Here is a 16,724-nt window from a genome sequence, read left to right as displayed (position 1 = left end):
TTGCACCACATGCTCATCCGTGACGTCCGCCCCTGGGGCGGCGAGCGCAGCGACGTGACCGTCGACGGCACCCGCATCACCGCGATCCGCCCGCACGACCCGGCGGCGGTGCCCGCCGGAGAGGTCGTCGAGGGCCGCGGCCGGCTGCTCCTGCCGTCCTTCAGCGACGTCCACGTCCACCTGGACTCCACCCGCATCGGCCTGCCGTTCCGCCCGCACACCGGCGGGCCCGGCGTGTGGACGATGATGATGAACGACCGCGAGAACTGGCGCGACGCCGAGATCGACCTGCCCACGCGGGTCGCCGGCACCCTGGAGCGCATGATCGCCCGCGGTACGACGCGGGTGCGCACCTACGCGCAGGTCGACGTCGACTGCAAGCTGGAGAAGTTCGAGGCGGTCGTCGCCGCCAAGGAGAAGTACGGGCACCTCGCCGACGTCCAGATCATGACGTTCCCGCAGGCCGGCATCCTGCTCGAGCCCGGCACCGCCGACTACCTGGAGGCCTCGCTCAAGGCGGGCGCCGACGTGATGGGCGGCATCGACCCCTGCACCCTGGACCGCGACCCCAAGGGCCACCTCGACGTCGTCTTCGGGCTCGCCGAGAAGTACGGCGTCGAGGTCGACATCCACCTGCACGAGCCCGGCGAACTCGGCGTGTTCTCCACCGACCTGATCCTGGAGCGGGTCCGGGCGCTCGGCATGCAGGGCAAGGTCACCATGTCGCACGCCTACGAGCTGGGCTCCGTCAACGAGGCGACCAGCCGCCGCCTCATCGAGGAGTTCGCGGAGCTGGACATCGCCATGGCCACCGTCGCCCCCGCCGCCCGCAACCAGCTCTCCCTCACCGCGCTCACCGATGCGGGCGTCCGCGTCGGCCTCGGTGAGGACGGGCAGCGCGACTACTGGAGCCCGTACGGCAACTGCGACCTCCTCGACCGCACCTGGCAGCTCGCCTTCACCAACAACTTCCGCCGCGACGAGCACATCGAGATGTGCCTGGCGGTGGCGACCATGGGCGGCGCCGCCATCATGAGCCACGACGTGCCCCGGCTCGCCGGCGTCTCCGACCGCCCCGGCCTCGCCGTGGGCGACCGCGCCGACCTGGTCCTCGTCGACGGCGAGACGCCGAGCAGCGCCGTCATGGACCGCGGCACCGACCGCACGGTCCTGCACGACGGACGGGTCGTCGCCGAGGGCCTCGAACTCGTCGACGCCAGCTGACACCGACGCTCCCGACGCGGGCCGCCGTCACCGGTGGACGGCGGCCCGTCGCGTCCGACGATGTCCGCAATGTGTAACGACGCGTAACTCTTCGGCACGGTGCGTGTGGAGCGGATCGCTCCACGGGCACGCTTCCCCCGGCACCGACCTCACCACCGCGCACGTCGTACCGTGCGCACGACATCGGGGGAACCGATCATGCGTGTGAACCGCCGGAGAGCGCTGCGCAACGGCCTGCGGGCCTGCGCACTGGGAGCGGCCGTCACGGCCGCCCTGACCCTGACCGCCTGCGACCAGAGCAACGCCGACGCCAAGCCCACCCGCGCCGCGAGTCCGTCCGGGAGCGGCCCGTCGAGCCCGTCCGCCGACAGCGCGTCGCCCTCGACGTCCGCCGCCGCCCCGTCGGCCGAGCCCGCCACGAGCACGTCCACGCCCGGCCGCGCGAGGCCGGACGGCTGGAAGTTCGCGCACCGGCAGAAGCCGCCGACCGGCTCGGTCTGCGACCACGACGGCCAGGGCCCGTACGCCAAGATCGAGTCCGTGAGCATGGGCGGCGAGAGCCCCACGCTCGTCGGCCTCGTCCTCGGCCACTACGACTGCGAGGGAGCCTCGCCCCGCTTCGTGCCGTCCAGCGCGACCGGCGCCGCGACGGACGTCCTCGTCGACACGAACCACCTCAAGACGGTCGTCGGCGGCCGGATCGCGACCCGGATGGGCACCAGGACACCGGCCGTCGGCCCGTTCCTCGACGAGCTCGCCCGGATGCAGGACAAGGGCGAGCTCAAGGGAGCGAAGGCCCCCGAGTTCTGGTTCCGCATCGACGCCCCCTCCGACGACGTGAACGCCATGCCGGACGACACCAGCCGGCTCGTCTACCTGTACCAGCTCGTCGACGCCCACTGACCTCGCACACCCGGCGCGGGGGCGGGCCGACCACGGCCGCGAGGCGGTGACCGTGCGCGCCCCGGCCGACCCGAAGCCCGTACGGGACCGGGGAGCGGAGCGCGCCGTTGCCGAGTCTCAGGTGACCAACTGCCCCTCCAGCGCCGCCAGCAGCCAGTCGTGGGCACTGCCCGGCGTCGGCTCCGGGACCCCGCCCGGCGGTGTGATCAGCTCCGCCACGAGGGCCCAGTAGCCGTCCAGCCGGGGGTCGGCCGCCAGCTCACGGGCGAGTCCGCGCCGGAAGTCCGGGGTGTCGCGACAGCCGGCCACGCGCGCGTACGTCGCCACGAAGCAGTCCAGCGCCTCACCCCCGGCGGGCCCGGCGCCCGCGCGCATCCGCCGGGCCGCCAGCTCGTAGGCCTCGGCCAGGCCCGCGTACAGCAGGGCGGACTCCCGGGCGCCCGCCGCGCGATGGGCGGCCGGCTGGGAGCGGACGGTGCCGCCGCAGGGGCGCGACACCAGCGCGCACAGCCGGGCGAACGCCAGCACCTGCGCCGGGGCCGGCGCGTCGGGCGGTTGCGGAACGGCGGCCTCCAGGAAGGCGGTCCGGGACGCGGCCGGCATCCGCGGCGGCAGCCACGCGCGCCAGAACCCGGCCAGCGGGGCCGTGCTGGGCGGCGTGCCCAGCGAGCCGACGAGCCGCAGCCGGTCCGCGCGCTCCTCCGGCGGGCAGGCCTGGACCAGGTGCAGCGCGGCCTCCTGCCAGCGCAGCGCGCTGAGCTGCGAGCCGAGCGTGCGCAGCTGCTCCGCGACGGCGTCCTCCAGCACGCCCCGCGCACCGGTCTGTTCGTCGACGACGCGGCGCACCTCGGGGACGGGCAGGCCGAGCCCCCGCAACGAGCGGATCAGCCGCAGCCGGTCCAGGGCGTCCGGGGCGTAGCGGCGGTGTCCGCCCGCACTGCGCGCACGCTCCGGCAGCAGACCGCTGTCGGAGTAGAAGCGGACCGTCTTCACGGTGGTGCCCGCGTGCTCGGCGAGCTCACCGATGCTCCACAGACCGTCGTAACCCGGACCCGGTGTCACTTGAACCTCCCTCTGGGGGAGTTCCTAACGTACCCGCGAGCGCGGCCCGGTGGTGGACCGGACCGCGACCGCGAGAGGGCTGAGGAGCGTACGCGATGACGGAATTCGTGCTGGTGCCAGGGCTGTTCACCGGACCGCACGTGTGGCGGGAGACGGCCGCCCGGCTGGAGGCCGAGGGCGCGCGGGCGCACCCCGTGGACCTGCCGGGGAAGCGGGCCGGGGACGCGGCCGGCGGCGATCTGGAGGCGGACATCGCCCGCATCGTCGAGATCATCGACGCGATCGACGCGGCGGGCGGCGGCGACGCACCGGAGATCGTGCTCGTCGGCCACGACTACGGCGTGCATCCCGCCGTGGGCGCCGCCGACCGGCGGCCGGGGCGCGTCGCCAGGATCGTCTACGTCGACACGGCCCCGGTGAGCGACGGCGTACCGGCGCTGGCCACCGTGCCCGACCAGGAACTGCGCGAACGGCTGGCCGCCGTCGGGGACACCGACGGGGTGCTCGCGCCGCCCGCGCGCGACGCGTGGCCGCGCTGGGGGAGCACCGCGGGAGTGTCCGAGGCGGCCCTGGACCGCCTCACCGAGCACGCCGCCCCGCAGCCGCTCGGCACCCTGCTGCGCCCGCTGCGCCTGTCCGGCGCGCAACTGCCGCCGACCACCGGCGTGCTGTGCGCAAAGAGCGGCGCGACCCTGGCGACCGTCCGCATGCTGCTGAGCTTCGGCGACCCCATGATCAAGGCCCTGGCCCGGCCCGAGGTCACCTTCTTCGAACTGCCCACCGGACACTGGCCGATGCTGTCGAGCCCCGACCGGCTCGCCGAGGTACTGCTCGCCGCGGCCGCCGGGGGCGGGGAGAGCCTCGCGGACACCGCCGACGGGAGCGATGCCCAGGACGCGGCGACGGTGGGGTACTTCAAGCCCTTCCTCCTCGACGTCACGGAGCGGCCCAGGGAGCGGCACGGCACCGTCGACCTCTACGTCCCCGAGGGCGCCGAGGAGACACCGCGGCCCGCGATCGTGTTCGTGCACGGCGGGCCGGTGCCCGAGGGGGTGGAGCCGACGCCGCGCGACTGGCCGACCCTGGTCGGGTACGCCCGCTGCGCCGCCGACCAGGGCGTGGTCGGCGTGACGCTCGACCACCGGCTGCACGCGGTGACCGCCTACCCGACGGCCGCCGCGGACGTGGAGGCGGCGGTGGCCGCGGTGCGGGCCGATCCCCGGGTGGACGCGGACCGCATCGCCCTGTGGTTCTTCTCCGGGGGCGGGCCGCTGACCGCGCCCTGGCTGAGCGCGAGACCGGCGTGGCTGCGGTGCCTGGCGGCCAACTACCCGATCATGGCGCCGCTGCCCAACTGGGGTGTGAACGACGCCCGGTTCAGGCCGGCCGAGGTGGTGGCCCGGGGCGGCACACCGCCGTTCGTCCTCGTCCGGGTGGGCCGTGAGGCGTCCGCGATCGCCGCGACCGTCGCCGAGTTCCTCGCGGCGGCCGAGGCGGGCGGCGCGCCGGTCGAGGTCGTCGACGTACCGGCCGCGCCGCACGGCTTCGAAGGGCTCGACCACAGCGACGACGCGCGGGACGCGGTGCGGGAGGCGATGCGGCGCGTCCTCGGACGGCTCACCGCGCGGCGTTAGGGTGCGGCCATGGATCAGCAGGAACTGCGCGCGGCCGTCGACGAGGCGTTCGCCGACACCGGGGCGGACACCCCCGCCTGGGCCGACCCGCACCCCGACCGGGAACCGCTCGACGAGGAGTACTCGCGCTGCCTCGACCCGGGCAAGTACCGCATTCTCGCCGCCCGCGCCGACGCCTGGACCCGGGTGCTGTGCGGACTCGGCCTGGCGGCGGCGGAGCCGGTCGGCGACCCGGCGGGACTGTGGCGGCGCACCCCGGACCTGCCGCTGAGCGAGCCCGTCCTGCTGCGGCCGGCCCGCGCGGACGCCGTCCCGCTGGTCTTCGGCTTCGGCGCGATCGACGACGTGCCGCGCACGGTGCTCGTGGTGGGGGCGGGCGAGCCCGCCGTCCCCGTGGAGCGGCTGCCGGACTGCGGCTGCGACGCGTGCGACGACGGCTCGGCAGGCCTGCTGGAACGGCTGGACGACGCGGTCGTCGCCGTGGTCACCGGCGCCCTCGTGCACATCGACGCCGGACCGGACCAGGTGATCGTCGACACCGGGGAGAGCAGCTCGGCGAGCAACTGGCCCCCGTCCGGGGCGTCTCCCGAGGCGGCCGTGGAAGCGGCCCGGTACGGCCGGTCGCCCCACCGGGTGGTGAGCGGACCGGCGTGGGACTGAGGCGCGTCAGGGGACGGCCGGGCCGGCGGGCGGGCCGTCCCCGGGCAGCAGGAGAACGTCCGTCCCGGTGAGCCGCAGGACGCGCAGCACCGGCCGCGTGACGGACACGAGCCGCAGGCTGCCACCGGCGTGCGCGGCCCGCCGGTGGTGCCGGACCAACAGGTTCACCCCGGTCGAGTCGGTGAACGGCACCTCGGTCAGGTCGAGTTCGCAGCGGCGCGCATGGAACGGCGTCAGCGCCCGGTCCAGCCGGGGACCGGTGCGCAGGTCGAGCTCGCCGCGGACGCGGAACAGGACCGTGTCGCCCGTGTCGACGACATCGATGACGAGCGACGGCGGAGTGGTCGCGTTCACTCGGCGCCCCCTGGTGTCCGTGGGAGCAGTGAGGGAACTGCCCCCGGCATGTTCTTCTCCGGCACGTCCCATACAAGCACCGGTGCGCCCACCTGCCGCCCCGCGGGGCGCAGTTCGGGCCCACGACGGCCCAACGACCCGCACGGCCGCTCGGTCACGCTGCTTGTGTTCGACCTCGGTGCGGGTGGCGCCCCGGCCGGGTCAGCCCTCCGTGCCGTAGGCCGCCGCGATCTCCTGCGAGGTGGCCCAACGGCTGTACGTCGGCCCCTGGGGCCACCCGTCGGGAGAGTCCTGCCAGACCTCCTGACGCCCGTACGGCAGGACGTCCACCAGGGGGAACAGATGGCTGAGCTGCTCGGTGCCGCGGCCGTCGGTGTGCCAGGTCCGGTACACCGTTTCGCCGTCGCGCAGGAACACGTTCACCGCGAAGCCGCCGTTCGGCGGGGCGCCCACGTCGGCGCCGAAGGAGCTGTGCGCCGTGGAGTACCAGTCCATCCTGTTCCCCACCTTGCGCCGGTAGGCGAGCGCCTCGTCGATCGGGCCCTGCGTGACGATCACGAAGCGGGCGTCGAACTTCTCCAGTCCGAGGAGCCGGGTGAACTGGGAGGTGAAACCGGTGCAGCCGCCGCACTGCCACGCGGCGCCCTCGTGCCACATGTGGCTGTACACGATGAGCTGCGGATGCCCGCCGAAGATCTCGGCGAGCCGCACCGGACCGTCCGCCCCCTCCAGGACGTAGTCCGGCATCTCGACCATCGGCAGCCTGCGGCGCTGCGCGGCGATCGCGTCGAGTTCACGGGTGGCCGCCTTCTCCCGCACCCGCAGCGCCGCCAGCTCCTTCTCCCAGGTGGCGGCGTCGACGACGGGCGGCAGGGCGTGCTCGGTGCTGGACATGGTGCCTCCGGGCGTTCGCGGAACGGTCTGGGAGTGATGACTCCAGGACACCCCCGAACTCATCGGTGCGCCCGCCGCGGCGGTCTGGACAACCGGCGCGGGTCGGCCGATATTGCGGCCAGGAGGGGCGAAGCGAGCGACACGACGGCCACGGCGGACAGGCGGGGGCGGGGGCATGGGGAACGACGGGCGGGGCGAGGCGTACTTCGGGAGACTGCGCGCCGACGACTTCGGATACCTGGACGAGACACGGCAGATCTATCTGGACCACACCGGCGCCGCACCCGTGCCGCGCCGCCTCGTCGACGCGCACGCGGCCCGGCTGCGCGGCGCCGCGTTCGGCAACCCGCACACCGAGAGCCCGGCGTCCGCCGCCTCGACCGAGCTGATCGAAGCGGCAAGAGAGCGGGTCCTGCGGTTCCTGGACGCGGACCCGGAGCAGTACACGGTGGTGTTCACGGCCAACGCCTCGCAGGCGGTGAAGCTCGTCGGGGAGGCCTATCCGTTCCGCGGCCGGACGGGCCCGGCGCTGCTCCTCACCCAGGACAACCACAACTCCGTCAACGGCGTACGGGAGTTCGCGCGGGCGGCCGGTGCGCGGGTACGCCTCGTGCCGTTCGCCGGTGACGAGCTGAGAGCCGACGGCGCGGCCGTGAGCGACGCGCTGGCGACCCGGCGGCGCGGGCTGTTCTGCTTTCCGGCGCAGAGCAACTTCAGCGGCGTACGGCATCCGCTGGAATGGGTGGAGCGGGCCCGGGAGGCGGGCTGGCACACCCTGCTCGACGCGGCCGCGTACCTGCCGACCGGGACGCTGTCGCTGCGCCGCACGCCCGCCGACTTCACCGTCGCGAGCTGGTACAAGGTGTTCGGCTACCCGTCCGGCGTCGGCAGTCTGGTGGCGCGGCGCGCGGCCCTCGCCGAGCTGCGCAGGCCCTGGTTCGCGGGCGGCACCATCCAGGTGGTCAGCGCGCAGGCCCGCTGGCACCGGATGGCGCAGGCCCCCGCCGCCTTCGAGGACGGGACGCCCGACTTCCACGCGGTGCCGCAGATCGTGCCGGGGCTCGACTGGTACGACGCGATCGGCGCCGACCGGGTCGCCGGCCATGTCGCCGCCCTCACCGCACGCCTGCTGGACGCGCTCGCCGGGCTCCGGCACCCCGACGGAGGGCCGCTGGTGCGCGTCTACGGCCCGCGCGGCACCGAGGCGCGCGGCGGCACGGTCGCGCTCAACGTCCTCGACCGGCACGGCGCGGTCGTCGACGAGCGGATCGTGGCGCGCGAGTGCTCGGCGGCCGGCATCTCCGTGCGCACCGGCTGCTTCTGCAACCCGGGGGCGGGCGAGGAGGCCTTCGCGATCGCCCCGCGGCTGCTGCGCCGCACCGGCAGCGGCCGCGGACGGGCCGAGACCATCGACGGCTACATCGAGCGGCTCGGACTGCCCTCGGGCGGCGCCGTACGGGTCTCGCCCGGCATCGCGAACGTGCCGGCCGACATCGACCGGTTCGTGGACTTCCTGCGGGCCACGTTCGCCGCCGCGACCCCGGTCAGGGGCGCGCTGGCCCCGCGGCTGTCCTGCTGAGCCGGTGCCGCGCCGCCGGACAGCGGTGGCGCAGCACCAGCCAGGCGACGACGAGCAGCCCCACGGCGCACCCCGCCAGCACCGCCCACCCGTACCAGGCCGGCCGCCCGAAGCTGTCCGCGTACGAGGCGAGCAGCGCCCGGCCCTCCGTGCCGCCACCCCGCCACAGCCGCTCCAGGTCCGCGCCGGAGCCCAGCGCCTCGAACGCCCACCGGTTGGTCATTGCCACACTGATCCAGCGACCGCCCGCCGCCATCCCCGGCACCGGCACGAACGCGCCGGAGAACAGCACCTGCGGGAAACAGAGCAGGGGCAGCACCAGCGCCGCCTGGCTGGGTTCGGAGACGAGCGCCGAGCAGCACAGGCCGAGGGCGAGCGCCGCGAACGAGGCCAGCGCGGTCGTCGTGAAGAGCGAGACGTGCACGGACACGGCGGCCTCGGGCAGCCGGTCCAGGGCCCGCAGCACCACCAGCAGCAGCGCGTCGGCGAGCAGCAGCACGGGGCCGAGGACGGTGAGCTTGGCCAGCAGATACGGGCCGAGGCGCAGCACGGTACGGCGCTCACGGCGCAGCACCGCCAACTCCCCGCAGATCTGCGGCAGTCCGTAGGCGAGCCCGAAGAAGAACGCGCCGAACGCGATCCAGAACAGCACCATCGCCGACGCCGCGGGGGACGGGTGGTCCGGGTCGAAGACGCCCGGCCGGAACAGCAGGGCGAACATGGCGATGATGATCAGCGGCGAGCCGACGGTGATGGCGGCGGTGAGCCGGTCGTGCCGCAGGAGCCGCACCTCGCGGCCGGACAGGACCGCCCATTGCCGCAGTGCGCCGGTGGCCGGTGCGGCGGCGGGCGGAGCCGGCTCCTCCGCCGCCCCTTCCTCGTGGGGCTCCGGCGCGGTCTCCGCCGAGTACAGCGCCTCCAGGGTGCCGTCCGGCGAGGCGTCCAGCAGTTCGGCCGGGGTGCCCGACGGTCCCGGCCGGCCGGTCGGCGCGATGAACAGCACCCGGTCGCAGCGGAGCAGATCGGCGGGCGTGTGCGTGGTGAGCACGACGGTGACCCCGGTACCGGCGAGGCGGCGCAGATACTCCGTCAACTGCGCCCCGGCCAGCGGGTCGAGCCCGGAGGTCGGCTCGTCGAGGAACAGCAGCCGCGGCCGCGACAGCAGCTCGATGGCGATGCTGGCCCGCTTGCGCTGCCCGCCGCTCAGCGTCCGCACCGGCTGCTCCGCCACCGCGCCCAGACCCAGCTCCTCCAGCACCAGCGGTACCTCGCCAGGGTCGGTGCCGCGCAGCCGGGCCGCGTACTCCAGGGCGGTGCGCAACGGCAGCGCGCGGTGCACGATGTCGTCCTGCGGCACGAACCCGTACCGCAGCGCGTCCGGCGGCGCCTGCACCGAGACCCGTCCGGTGTCCGGGGTGCGCAGCCCGGCGAGCACTTCCAGGAGCAGCGTCTTGCCCGCGCCGCTGCCGCCCGCGACCCCCAGGACCTGTCCCGGCCCGACCCTCGGCACGGCGATCCCGGACAGCACGGTGGAGCCGCCCAGCCGCAGCCCGATCCCGTGCGCCGACAATTCCACCCCGACGTGTTCCCCGGCCCTCGCCATCCGCCCTCCCCGCCCGCCGCCGGACCGCCCGGCCCCTGGGGGACCTGCCCCGGCGGTGCCCCGGATACGCGCGGGACGGCCGCGCCTCTCCGGGGCGGCCGTTGACCGACTGAGAGGCCCGGGGCAAGACTCGAGAAGCCTCTGCGCCCCTTTGTCCCTGCGGCTTCCAGGAGTTCTCCGTGTCCCTGTCCCTGTCCGAACCGGTCCAGCTGCGTGCCGCGGGCGTCGGCCTCGTCCTCGCCGCACCGCAGGGCGCGCCGGACGCCCTGCCGTCCGTCGTCCACTGGGGCGCGGACCTGGGCGCCCTCGACGCGGCCGCGCTCACCCAGCTGTGCCGGGCGGTCGAACCGGCCCCGGTGCCGAACGACGTCGACCGGGTCGTCGCGCCGTCCCTCGCGCGCGAGCACGCCGCCGGCTGGTGCGGCCGGCCCGGACTGACCGGGCACCGCGACGGCACCGCCTGGTCGCCCTGGTTCCGGTGCACCGGGCTCGACGTCGACGACCGCGGGGCGCCGGGCCGGGGCGGCCGCGTCGTGGTCACCGGCGAGGACCCCGAGGCCGGTCTCGCCCTGCGGCTCGAACTGGAGCTGACCGCCGAGGGACTGCTGCGCCAGCGCGCCGAACTCACCTCCACCGCGCCCGACGGCTTCTTCGTGCTCGACGCGCTCACCCCCACCGTGCCCCTGCCGCCTGTCGCGACCGAGCTGTTCGACCTGGCCGGACGCTGGGGACGCGAACGGGCGCCGCAGCGCATGCCGTTCACCGTCGGGGCGCACAGCAGGGAGAACCGCCGCGGCCGCACCGGCCCGGACGCGCCGCTGATCCTCGCCGCCGGCACCCCCGGCTTCGGCTTCCGGCACGGCGAGGTGTGGGCGCTGCACGTCGCCTGGAGCGGCAACCACCGCACCTACGCCGAACGCCTCTCCACCGGCGCCGCGGTGCTCGGCGGCGGTGAGCTGCTGCTGCCCGGCGAGGTACGCCTCGCGCCCGGCGAGAGCCACACCACGCCCTGGGTGTACGCGGCGTACGGCGCCGACGGCCTCGACGCCGTCGCCGAGCGCTTCCACACCCACCTGCGCGCCCGGAAGCCCGGACCGCCGCCCCGCCCGGTCGTGCTGAACACCTGGGAGGCCGTCTACTTCGACCAGGGCCTGGACCGCCTGACCGCACTCGCCCGCGCCGGGGCGGAGGCGGGCGTCGAGCGGTTCGTGCTGGACGACGGCTGGTTCCGGCACCGCAGGAACGACCGCGCCGGGCTGGGCGACTGGTACGTCGACGAGGACATCTGGCCCGGGGGACTCGGGCCCCTGATCTCCACCGTCCGCGGTCTCGGCATGGAGTTCGGCCTGTGGGTGGAGCCGGAGATGGTCAACCCGGACTCCGACCTGGCCCGCGCCCACCCCGACTGGCTGCTCGCCACCGGCGGCCGGCAGCCCCTTCCCGCACGCCATCAGCAGGTCCTCGACCTCGCGGTCCCCGGCGCGTACACGTACCTCCTCGACCGCCTCGACGCGCTCCTCACCGAGTACGACATCGCGTACCTGAAGTGGGACCACAACCGCGACCTCCTCGACGCCGGGCACGGGCCGCACGGCACCCCCTCGGTCCACGCTCAGACCCTCGCCGTCTACCGCCTCCTCGACGCGCTGCGCGCCCGCCACCCGCACGTCGAGATCGAGTCCTGCTCGTCCGGCGGCCTCCGCGTCGACCTCGGCATCCTCGAACGCACGGACCGGGTGTGGGCCAGCGACTGCATCGACCCCCTGGAGCGGCAGCAGATCCAGCGCTGGACGGCGCAGTTGGTGCCGCCGGAACTCGTCGGCGCCCACGTGGGCGCGCCCCGCTCGCACACCACGGGCCGCACGCACGACCTCTCCTTCCGGGCCGGAACCGCCCTGTTCGGCTCCTTCGGCATCGAGTGGGACCTGACCACCGCCACCCCCGAGGAGCGCGCGGAACTCGCCCGCTGGGTCGCCCTGTACAAGGAGCTGCGGCCCTTGCTGCACGGCGGCACCACCGTCCGCGCCGACCCCCACGACCCCGCGCTCGCCGTCCACGGAGTCGTCGCCCCCGACCGGCGCGACGCCCTGTTCGCCCTGGTGCAGCTGGACGCGCCGCTCACCTCCGTGCCGGGCACGGTCCGGCTCCCCGGCCTCGACGAGAACCTGACGTACCGGGTGAGCGTGCAGCCGCCCGGCGACAGCCCGGCCGTGCGCCAGGGGGAGCCGACCCCGTGGACCACCGCGCCCCTCGTCCTCGGCGGCGCGGCCCTCGCCCGGGTGGGCGTGCGCGCCCCTGCCCTCCATCCCGAACAACTCCTCCTCGTCCGGGCGCGGGCCCGCTGATCTGCCTGCATAACGCAACCATCGGCCCGCCCCGCGCGTCCCTCAGTGACGGCGAACTGGTCTGAACCATGGGGGGTCCGCGCGATGCGAGGGCACGCGGCTGTGTCGGCACGGTGGATACGAAGACGGGCGGCGTTCCTGAGCGTCCTGCTCGGGGCGGCGGTGGCGCTGTCCGTCGGCGGTGCCGCCACCTTCACGTACTGGCGGCACAGCGACGCCCTTACCGCCGCCCACTGCGCCCGGGCGGGACGCGAGGCGGTGCGGGCGGCGGACCCGTCCGGCGCGGTGCGGACGGCCGGCCCCGGCACCTTCGCCACGGCGCACTCCGACGGCCCGCCGGTGGGCACCGGGACCCGGCTGCGGCGCTACCAGGTGCAGGTCGAGGACGGTTCCGGCGTCGCCGCCGACGCGGCCGCGCGGGAGATCTCCGGCGTCCTGGGCGACCCCCGGGGCTGGGGGAGCGACGGCGTCGACGCGTTCCAGCTGGTGAGCGCCGGCCCCCGGGACTTCGTCATAAAGATCGCCACACCCCGGACCGTCGACTGCCTCTGCGGCTCGGCGGGCCTGTACACGCACGGCGAGGTCAACTGCAGCGTCGGCCGGACCGTCGTGGTCAATCTGCGCCGCTGGCTGCTCGGTTCACCCGAGTTCGACGGCCCCATCGAGCAGTACCGGGCCCTCATCGTCAACCACGAGGTCGGCCACCGCATCGGCCACGGCCACGAGACCTGCCCCCGGCCCGGCAGCCCCGCACCCGTGATGATGCAGCAGATCAAGGGCCTGAAGGGGTGCGTCGCGAACGCCTGGCCCTACGACTCCCACGGCCGCTACCTCGGCGGACCGCACGTGCCGTAACGAGCGTCCGGGAACCTCGTGGGCCTCGACCTGGACAGCGGAGCGGTGCGCTGGCGGGGCCGCGTGCAGCTGCCCGAGACGCCGATGAGGGGCGGCATCCAGCCCGAGCTGATCCCGTACGGGCACAGCCTCGTCGGGCAGATCGGCGACCAGTTGTTCAGGATCGAGCCCCGGCCGGCCTCCTGACCGACCGAGGAGGGGCGGGGGATGACCTTGGCACCGGAGAGGCTTTAGCTTAATCTGAACGAAAGTCCTCGCCGCAAAAGGGGCCTTGGCGCCGTAATTTCGAACACGATGAGCGTTTGCCCGCTGCTGAGGCCCCGGAGCGCCCGGTCACCTACCCCCTCCCGCCCTGACTCACGATCGGAAAGACCAGCCATGTCCACACCCCAGTTGTCGCTCCAGCTGTACTCGGTGCGCGACGCCCTCAAGGCCGACGAGGACGGCACCCTCGCCCGTCTCGCGGAGACCGGACTGCGCAACGTCGAGGTGTTCGACTTCGTGAACCGGCCCCGGGAGCTGGCCGACGCGCTCGGCCGGCACGGCCTGAGCGCCCGTACCGGGCACGCCGGCATCGCCGCTCCCGACCAGGGGCGGGACGCGCTGGAGCGGACCTTCGCCGCGGCCCGGACCCTCGGCCTGGAGACCGTGTACGAGCCGATGGTGGCCGCCTCCCGGTGGGCCGACGCCGAGCGGATCGACGAGACCGCCAAGCTGCTCAACGACGCCGCGGCGATCGCCGCCGACCACGGACTGCGCGTCGGCTACCACAACCACTCCCAGGAGTTCACCCCCACCGTCGACGGGCTCAGCGCCTACGAGTGGTTCGTGTCCCGCCTCGACGACACCGTCGAACTGGAAGTGGACGTGTACTGGGCCTCGGCCGGCGGCCACGACGCGGTCGCGCTGCTCGGCCGGCTCGGCGACCGGGTCACCGCCCTGCACATCAAGGACGGCGCGGTCGTCGACGACCCGTTCACCTCCGGCGCCCCCTTCGACATCACGCTGACCCGGCAGGTGCCGGCCGGGCAGGGCGAGATCCCCGTCGACGCCGCCCTGGCCGCCGCCCCGAACGCGGCGTACGCGATCGTGGAGTTCGACAGCTACGCCGGTGACATCTTCCAGGGCATCGCCGGATCCGTCGCCCACCTGCGCGAGCGCGGGGTCGTCCGATGACGCCGTCCACGACCCGGTCGGGCCCGGTCGGCGTCGGCATCATCGGCGCGGGCAACATCAGCGAGCAGTACCTCACCACGCTCACCCGCGTCCCCGACGTCGACGTCGTCGTCATCGGGGACCTGATGGCCGAGCGCGCCGAGGAGCAGGCCCGCAAGCACGGCGTCCCGGCCTGGGGCACGGCGGACGACGTCCTCACGCACGACGGCGTCGAGATCGTCGTCAACCTGACCGTCCCCGCCGTGCACGCCGAGGTCAGCTCCGCGATCGTCGCCGCGGGCAAGCACGTGTGGTCGGAGAAGCCGATCGCCGTCGACCTGGCCTCCTCCCGCGCCCTGCTCGACCAGGCCGCCGCGGCCGGACTCCGGGTCGGCGTCGCCCCGGACACCGCGCTCGGCCCGGGCGTCCAGACGGCCCGGCGGGCCATCGAACGCGGCGACATCGGCTCCGCCCTGTCGGCGTACACGATGTTCCAGACCCCCGGCCCCGACGCCTGGCACCCGAACCCGGAGTTCCTCTTCTCCACCGGGGCCGGGCCGCTGTTCGACATGGGCCCCTACTACTTCACGACCCTGATCACCCTGTTCGGGTCGGTGACGCGGGTCTCCGCGGTGGCCTCCACCGGCCGCGAGGTCCGCACGATCCGGACCGGCCCCCGCACCGGCACCGAGTTCCCGGTCGAGGTCCCGACCCATGTGGCCGCCCTCGCCACCTTCGAGAGCGGAGCCGTCGCCCAGAGCGTCTTCAGCTTCGACTCGGCCCTCGTCCGCGCCGGGATCGTGGAGATCAACGGCACCGAGGGCGCCCTCGTCGCGCCCGACCCCAACAAGTTCACCGGCGACGTGCGGATCACCCGAGCCGCCGACGACGACGGCACGCAGCACTGGGAGACGGTCGAGCCCGTCGGCCTCGGCGAGGGGCGCGGCCTCGGCGTGCTCGACATGGCCCGCGCCATCCGGTCCGGCACGCCGCACATCGCGACCGGCGACCTCGGCCACCACGTCCTGGAGGTCCTCGTCGCCGTCGACCGGGCCGCCGCCACCGGGGAGACCCAGCACATCGAGAGCCGCGCGGGTGAGGTCCGGCCGGTGCCGCTCGACCGGGATCCCTTCGCCGCCACGCTCTGACCCGCCGTACGCCCGGCGTCAGCCGAGCAGCGTGCCGAGGGCGCGCCGGAGCACGGTGCGGTGCGCCCCGGACGCGTACGAGCGTCCGTCGTGGCCGAGCGCGTCGTACACCGTGACACCACCGCCGGGGCGGGTGTGCACCCACATCAACGGGTGCCGCCCGCCCTCGTGCTCGTGCGCGAGCAGCACCCGGACGCCGGGGCCGTGGCGCAGGTGGGTGTAGCGCTCGTCGTCCAGATCGAAGTCGTCGACGCCCGCGGTGACGGGATGCCCCGCGTCGGCGACCAGCACGTGCGCGCGGCCGTACGGCGGGTGCATCGACGTGCCGTGCACCCAGATGCCGCCCAGGCCCGCCTCCCAGACCGCGTCGTCCGGGAAACAGGTCGCCGAGGAGTGCACGGCGAGGACGGGGGTGCGGCTGGCCAGGAGCCGGGCGAGTCCGGCCGCGGCCCGGGCGTCCGCGGGCACCGGCCCGCCGTCCTGGGGCAGGCCGATGTTGACGACGACGAGGGCCGGCAGCGCCCCCACGGCGAAGGAGGCCAGCGCGGCGTCGATGTCCGTGGCCGGCTCCAGCACGACGCCCGCCTCCCGCGCCACGTCCGTCAGGCCCTGATCGGTGTCGGCGAAGGGATGCCACGGGTCGGTGTAGCGGCCCACACCGCCGAGCAGCAGCCCGGAGCGCGGAGCGGCGCGGACGGGGGATGCGGTCATGCCGTGTTCCGTTCCGTCCGGTCGGGGCGGAACCCGTCGATGGCGAGGTCCAGCAGGCGCTGGGCCTGCGCGGTGCCCTCCGGGGTGTCCGGGGTCCGCCACAGACAGCTCAGCAGCATGATGACGTCGACCGGGTCGAGCCCGGGGCGTACCTCGCCGGCCTCCACGCAGGCGTCCAGGAGCCGCCCGACAGCCGCGCTCACCGGGGGCCACGAGGCGCTGATGACCTCCTGCGCCGCCGCCGAGTTCAGCGCCTCGCCGAGGCCGTGCTTGATGCGCACGTAGGCCGTGAGCGTGGTGAACCAGCTGCGCAGGGCCGCCAGCGGCGGCTGCGCGGCCAGCGTCTCGTCCACCGCGTCGACGAGCCGGTCGATGCCCTGCCGGTGGACCTCGAGGATCAGCGCCTCACGCGTCGGGAAGTGCCGGTAAAGGGTCCCGGGGCCGACGCCCGCGCGCTTGGCGATCGAGTTGAGCGAGGCGGCCGGCGACTCGGCGAGCACATCGTGGGCGACCCGGAGGATCACCTCCCGGTTCTTCAGGGCGTCAGCGCGCTGCCGCGCGGCCTCGGGCATGAGTCCTCCTGGTGAAGCAGGCCTC

The 16,724-nt window shown here is 74.7% G+C and carries 16 protein-coding genes; 10 read left to right on the top strand and 6 right to left on the bottom strand.

Annotation, left to right across the window (positions count from 1 at the left end):
- Positions 1-9: 9 nt before the first annotated feature.
- Together ABII15_RS04030 and ABII15_RS04025 are read left to right on the top strand one after the other, a co-directional pair.
- Positions 10-1,224 carry an amidohydrolase gene (locus tag ABII15_RS04030; protein ID WP_353940872.1) on the top strand — a complete coding sequence of 405 codons (1,215 nt, stop codon included), beginning with the start codon at positions 10-12 and terminating at the stop codon, positions 1,222-1,224.
- 198 nt (positions 1,225-1,422) lie between these two features.
- On the top strand, positions 1,423-2,127 hold the full coding sequence (locus ABII15_RS04025) for a hypothetical protein (protein WP_353940871.1): 705 nt from the start codon (positions 1,423-1,425) through the stop codon (positions 2,125-2,127).
- Positions 2,128-2,244: 117 nt separating this feature from the next.
- Here ABII15_RS04025 and ABII15_RS04020 read toward each other — a convergent pair whose 3' ends face one another.
- Positions 2,245-3,189: a MerR family transcriptional regulator gene (locus ABII15_RS04020; protein WP_353940870.1), complete on the bottom strand. Its 945-nt coding sequence runs from the start codon at positions 3,187-3,189 to the stop codon at positions 2,245-2,247.
- 95 nt (positions 3,190-3,284) lie between these two features.
- On the opposite strand from ABII15_RS04020, the gene ABII15_RS04015 reads away from it, so the two are divergent.
- Positions 3,285-4,823: an alpha/beta fold hydrolase gene (locus tag ABII15_RS04015; RefSeq protein ID WP_353940869.1), complete on the top strand. Its 1,539-nt coding sequence runs from the start codon at positions 3,285-3,287 to the stop codon at positions 4,821-4,823.
- Between the two features lie 9 nt (positions 4,824-4,832).
- Positions 4,833-5,483, top strand: a complete 651-nt coding sequence (locus tag ABII15_RS04010) for a DUF6226 family protein (RefSeq protein ID WP_353940868.1) — start codon at positions 4,833-4,835, stop codon at positions 5,481-5,483.
- Between the two features lie 6 nt (positions 5,484-5,489).
- Here ABII15_RS04010 and ABII15_RS04005 read toward each other — a convergent pair whose 3' ends face one another.
- A complete protein-coding gene (locus ABII15_RS04005; RefSeq protein ID WP_353940867.1) occupies positions 5,490-5,837 on the bottom strand; it encodes an STAS domain-containing protein in 348 nt (115 codons plus the stop codon).
- Positions 5,838-6,038: 201 nt separating this feature from the next.
- On the bottom strand, positions 6,039-6,731 hold the full coding sequence (locus ABII15_RS04000) for a DUF899 family protein (RefSeq protein ID WP_353940866.1): 693 nt from the start codon (positions 6,729-6,731) through the stop codon (positions 6,039-6,041).
- Positions 6,732-6,906: 175 nt separating this feature from the next.
- Between ABII15_RS04000 and ABII15_RS03995 the strand changes: the two genes are divergently transcribed.
- Positions 6,907-8,310: an aminotransferase class V-fold PLP-dependent enzyme gene (locus ABII15_RS03995; RefSeq protein ID WP_353940865.1), complete on the top strand. Its 1,404-nt coding sequence runs from the start codon at positions 6,907-6,909 to the stop codon at positions 8,308-8,310.
- Here the strand turns inward: ABII15_RS03995 and ABII15_RS03990 are convergent.
- The gene (locus ABII15_RS03990; protein WP_353940864.1) at positions 8,276-9,913 is read right to left on the bottom strand and encodes an ATP-binding cassette domain-containing protein; all 1,638 of its coding nucleotides are present in this window, start codon (positions 9,911-9,913) and stop codon (positions 8,276-8,278) included. The genes ABII15_RS03995 and ABII15_RS03990 overlap by 35 nt on opposite strands.
- Before the next feature lie 179 nt (positions 9,914-10,092).
- Between ABII15_RS03990 and ABII15_RS03985 the strand changes: the two genes are divergently transcribed.
- The 5 genes from ABII15_RS03985 (at position 10,093) to ABII15_RS03965 (ending at position 15,416) form a co-directional block, all read left to right on the top strand.
- Positions 10,093-12,258: an alpha-galactosidase gene (locus tag ABII15_RS03985; protein ID WP_353940863.1), complete on the top strand. Its 2,166-nt coding sequence runs from the start codon at positions 10,093-10,095 to the stop codon at positions 12,256-12,258.
- Between the two features lie 102 nt (positions 12,259-12,360).
- Entirely contained in the window at positions 12,361-13,113 is a 753-nt protein-coding gene (locus ABII15_RS03980) for a DUF3152 domain-containing protein (protein WP_353940862.1), read from the top strand.
- A gap of 18 nt (positions 13,114-13,131) precedes the next feature.
- Complete coding sequence (locus ABII15_RS03975) at positions 13,132-13,299, top strand: hypothetical protein (protein WP_353940861.1); 168 nt, start codon at positions 13,132-13,134, stop codon at positions 13,297-13,299.
- A 192-nt stretch (positions 13,300-13,491) separates the two neighbouring features.
- Positions 13,492-14,289, top strand: a complete 798-nt coding sequence (locus ABII15_RS03970; protein ID WP_353940860.1) for a sugar phosphate isomerase/epimerase — start codon at positions 13,492-13,494, stop codon at positions 14,287-14,289.
- Positions 14,286-15,416, top strand: coding sequence for a Gfo/Idh/MocA family oxidoreductase (locus ABII15_RS03965; protein WP_353940859.1), 1,131 nt, complete (start codon positions 14,286-14,288; stop codon positions 15,414-15,416). The genes ABII15_RS03970 and ABII15_RS03965 overlap by 4 nt, the downstream gene beginning before the upstream one ends.
- A gap of 18 nt (positions 15,417-15,434) precedes the next feature.
- On the opposite strand, the gene ABII15_RS03960 is transcribed toward ABII15_RS03965, so the two are convergent.
- Together ABII15_RS03960 and ABII15_RS03955 are read right to left on the bottom strand one after the other, a co-directional pair.
- Positions 15,435-16,127: a ThuA domain-containing protein gene (locus ABII15_RS03960; RefSeq protein ID WP_353940858.1), complete on the bottom strand. Its 693-nt coding sequence runs from the start codon at positions 16,125-16,127 to the stop codon at positions 15,435-15,437.
- Positions 16,124-16,699 (bottom strand): TetR/AcrR family transcriptional regulator, encoded by a 576-nt coding sequence (locus ABII15_RS03955; RefSeq protein WP_353940857.1) that lies wholly within the window; start codon positions 16,697-16,699, stop codon positions 16,124-16,126. Before ABII15_RS03955 ends, ABII15_RS03960 begins: the two co-directional genes overlap by 4 nt.
- Between the last annotated feature and the right edge of the window lie 25 nt (positions 16,700-16,724).

It is taken from the genome of Streptomyces sp. HUAS MG91 (genome assembly GCF_040529335.1).
Classification (GTDB): Bacteria; Actinomycetota; Actinomycetes; order Streptomycetales; family Streptomycetaceae; genus Streptomyces; species Streptomyces tabacisoli.
Note: the sequence above shows the minus strand (reverse complement) of the source record. Positions and strands in the feature narration are given on the sequence as shown.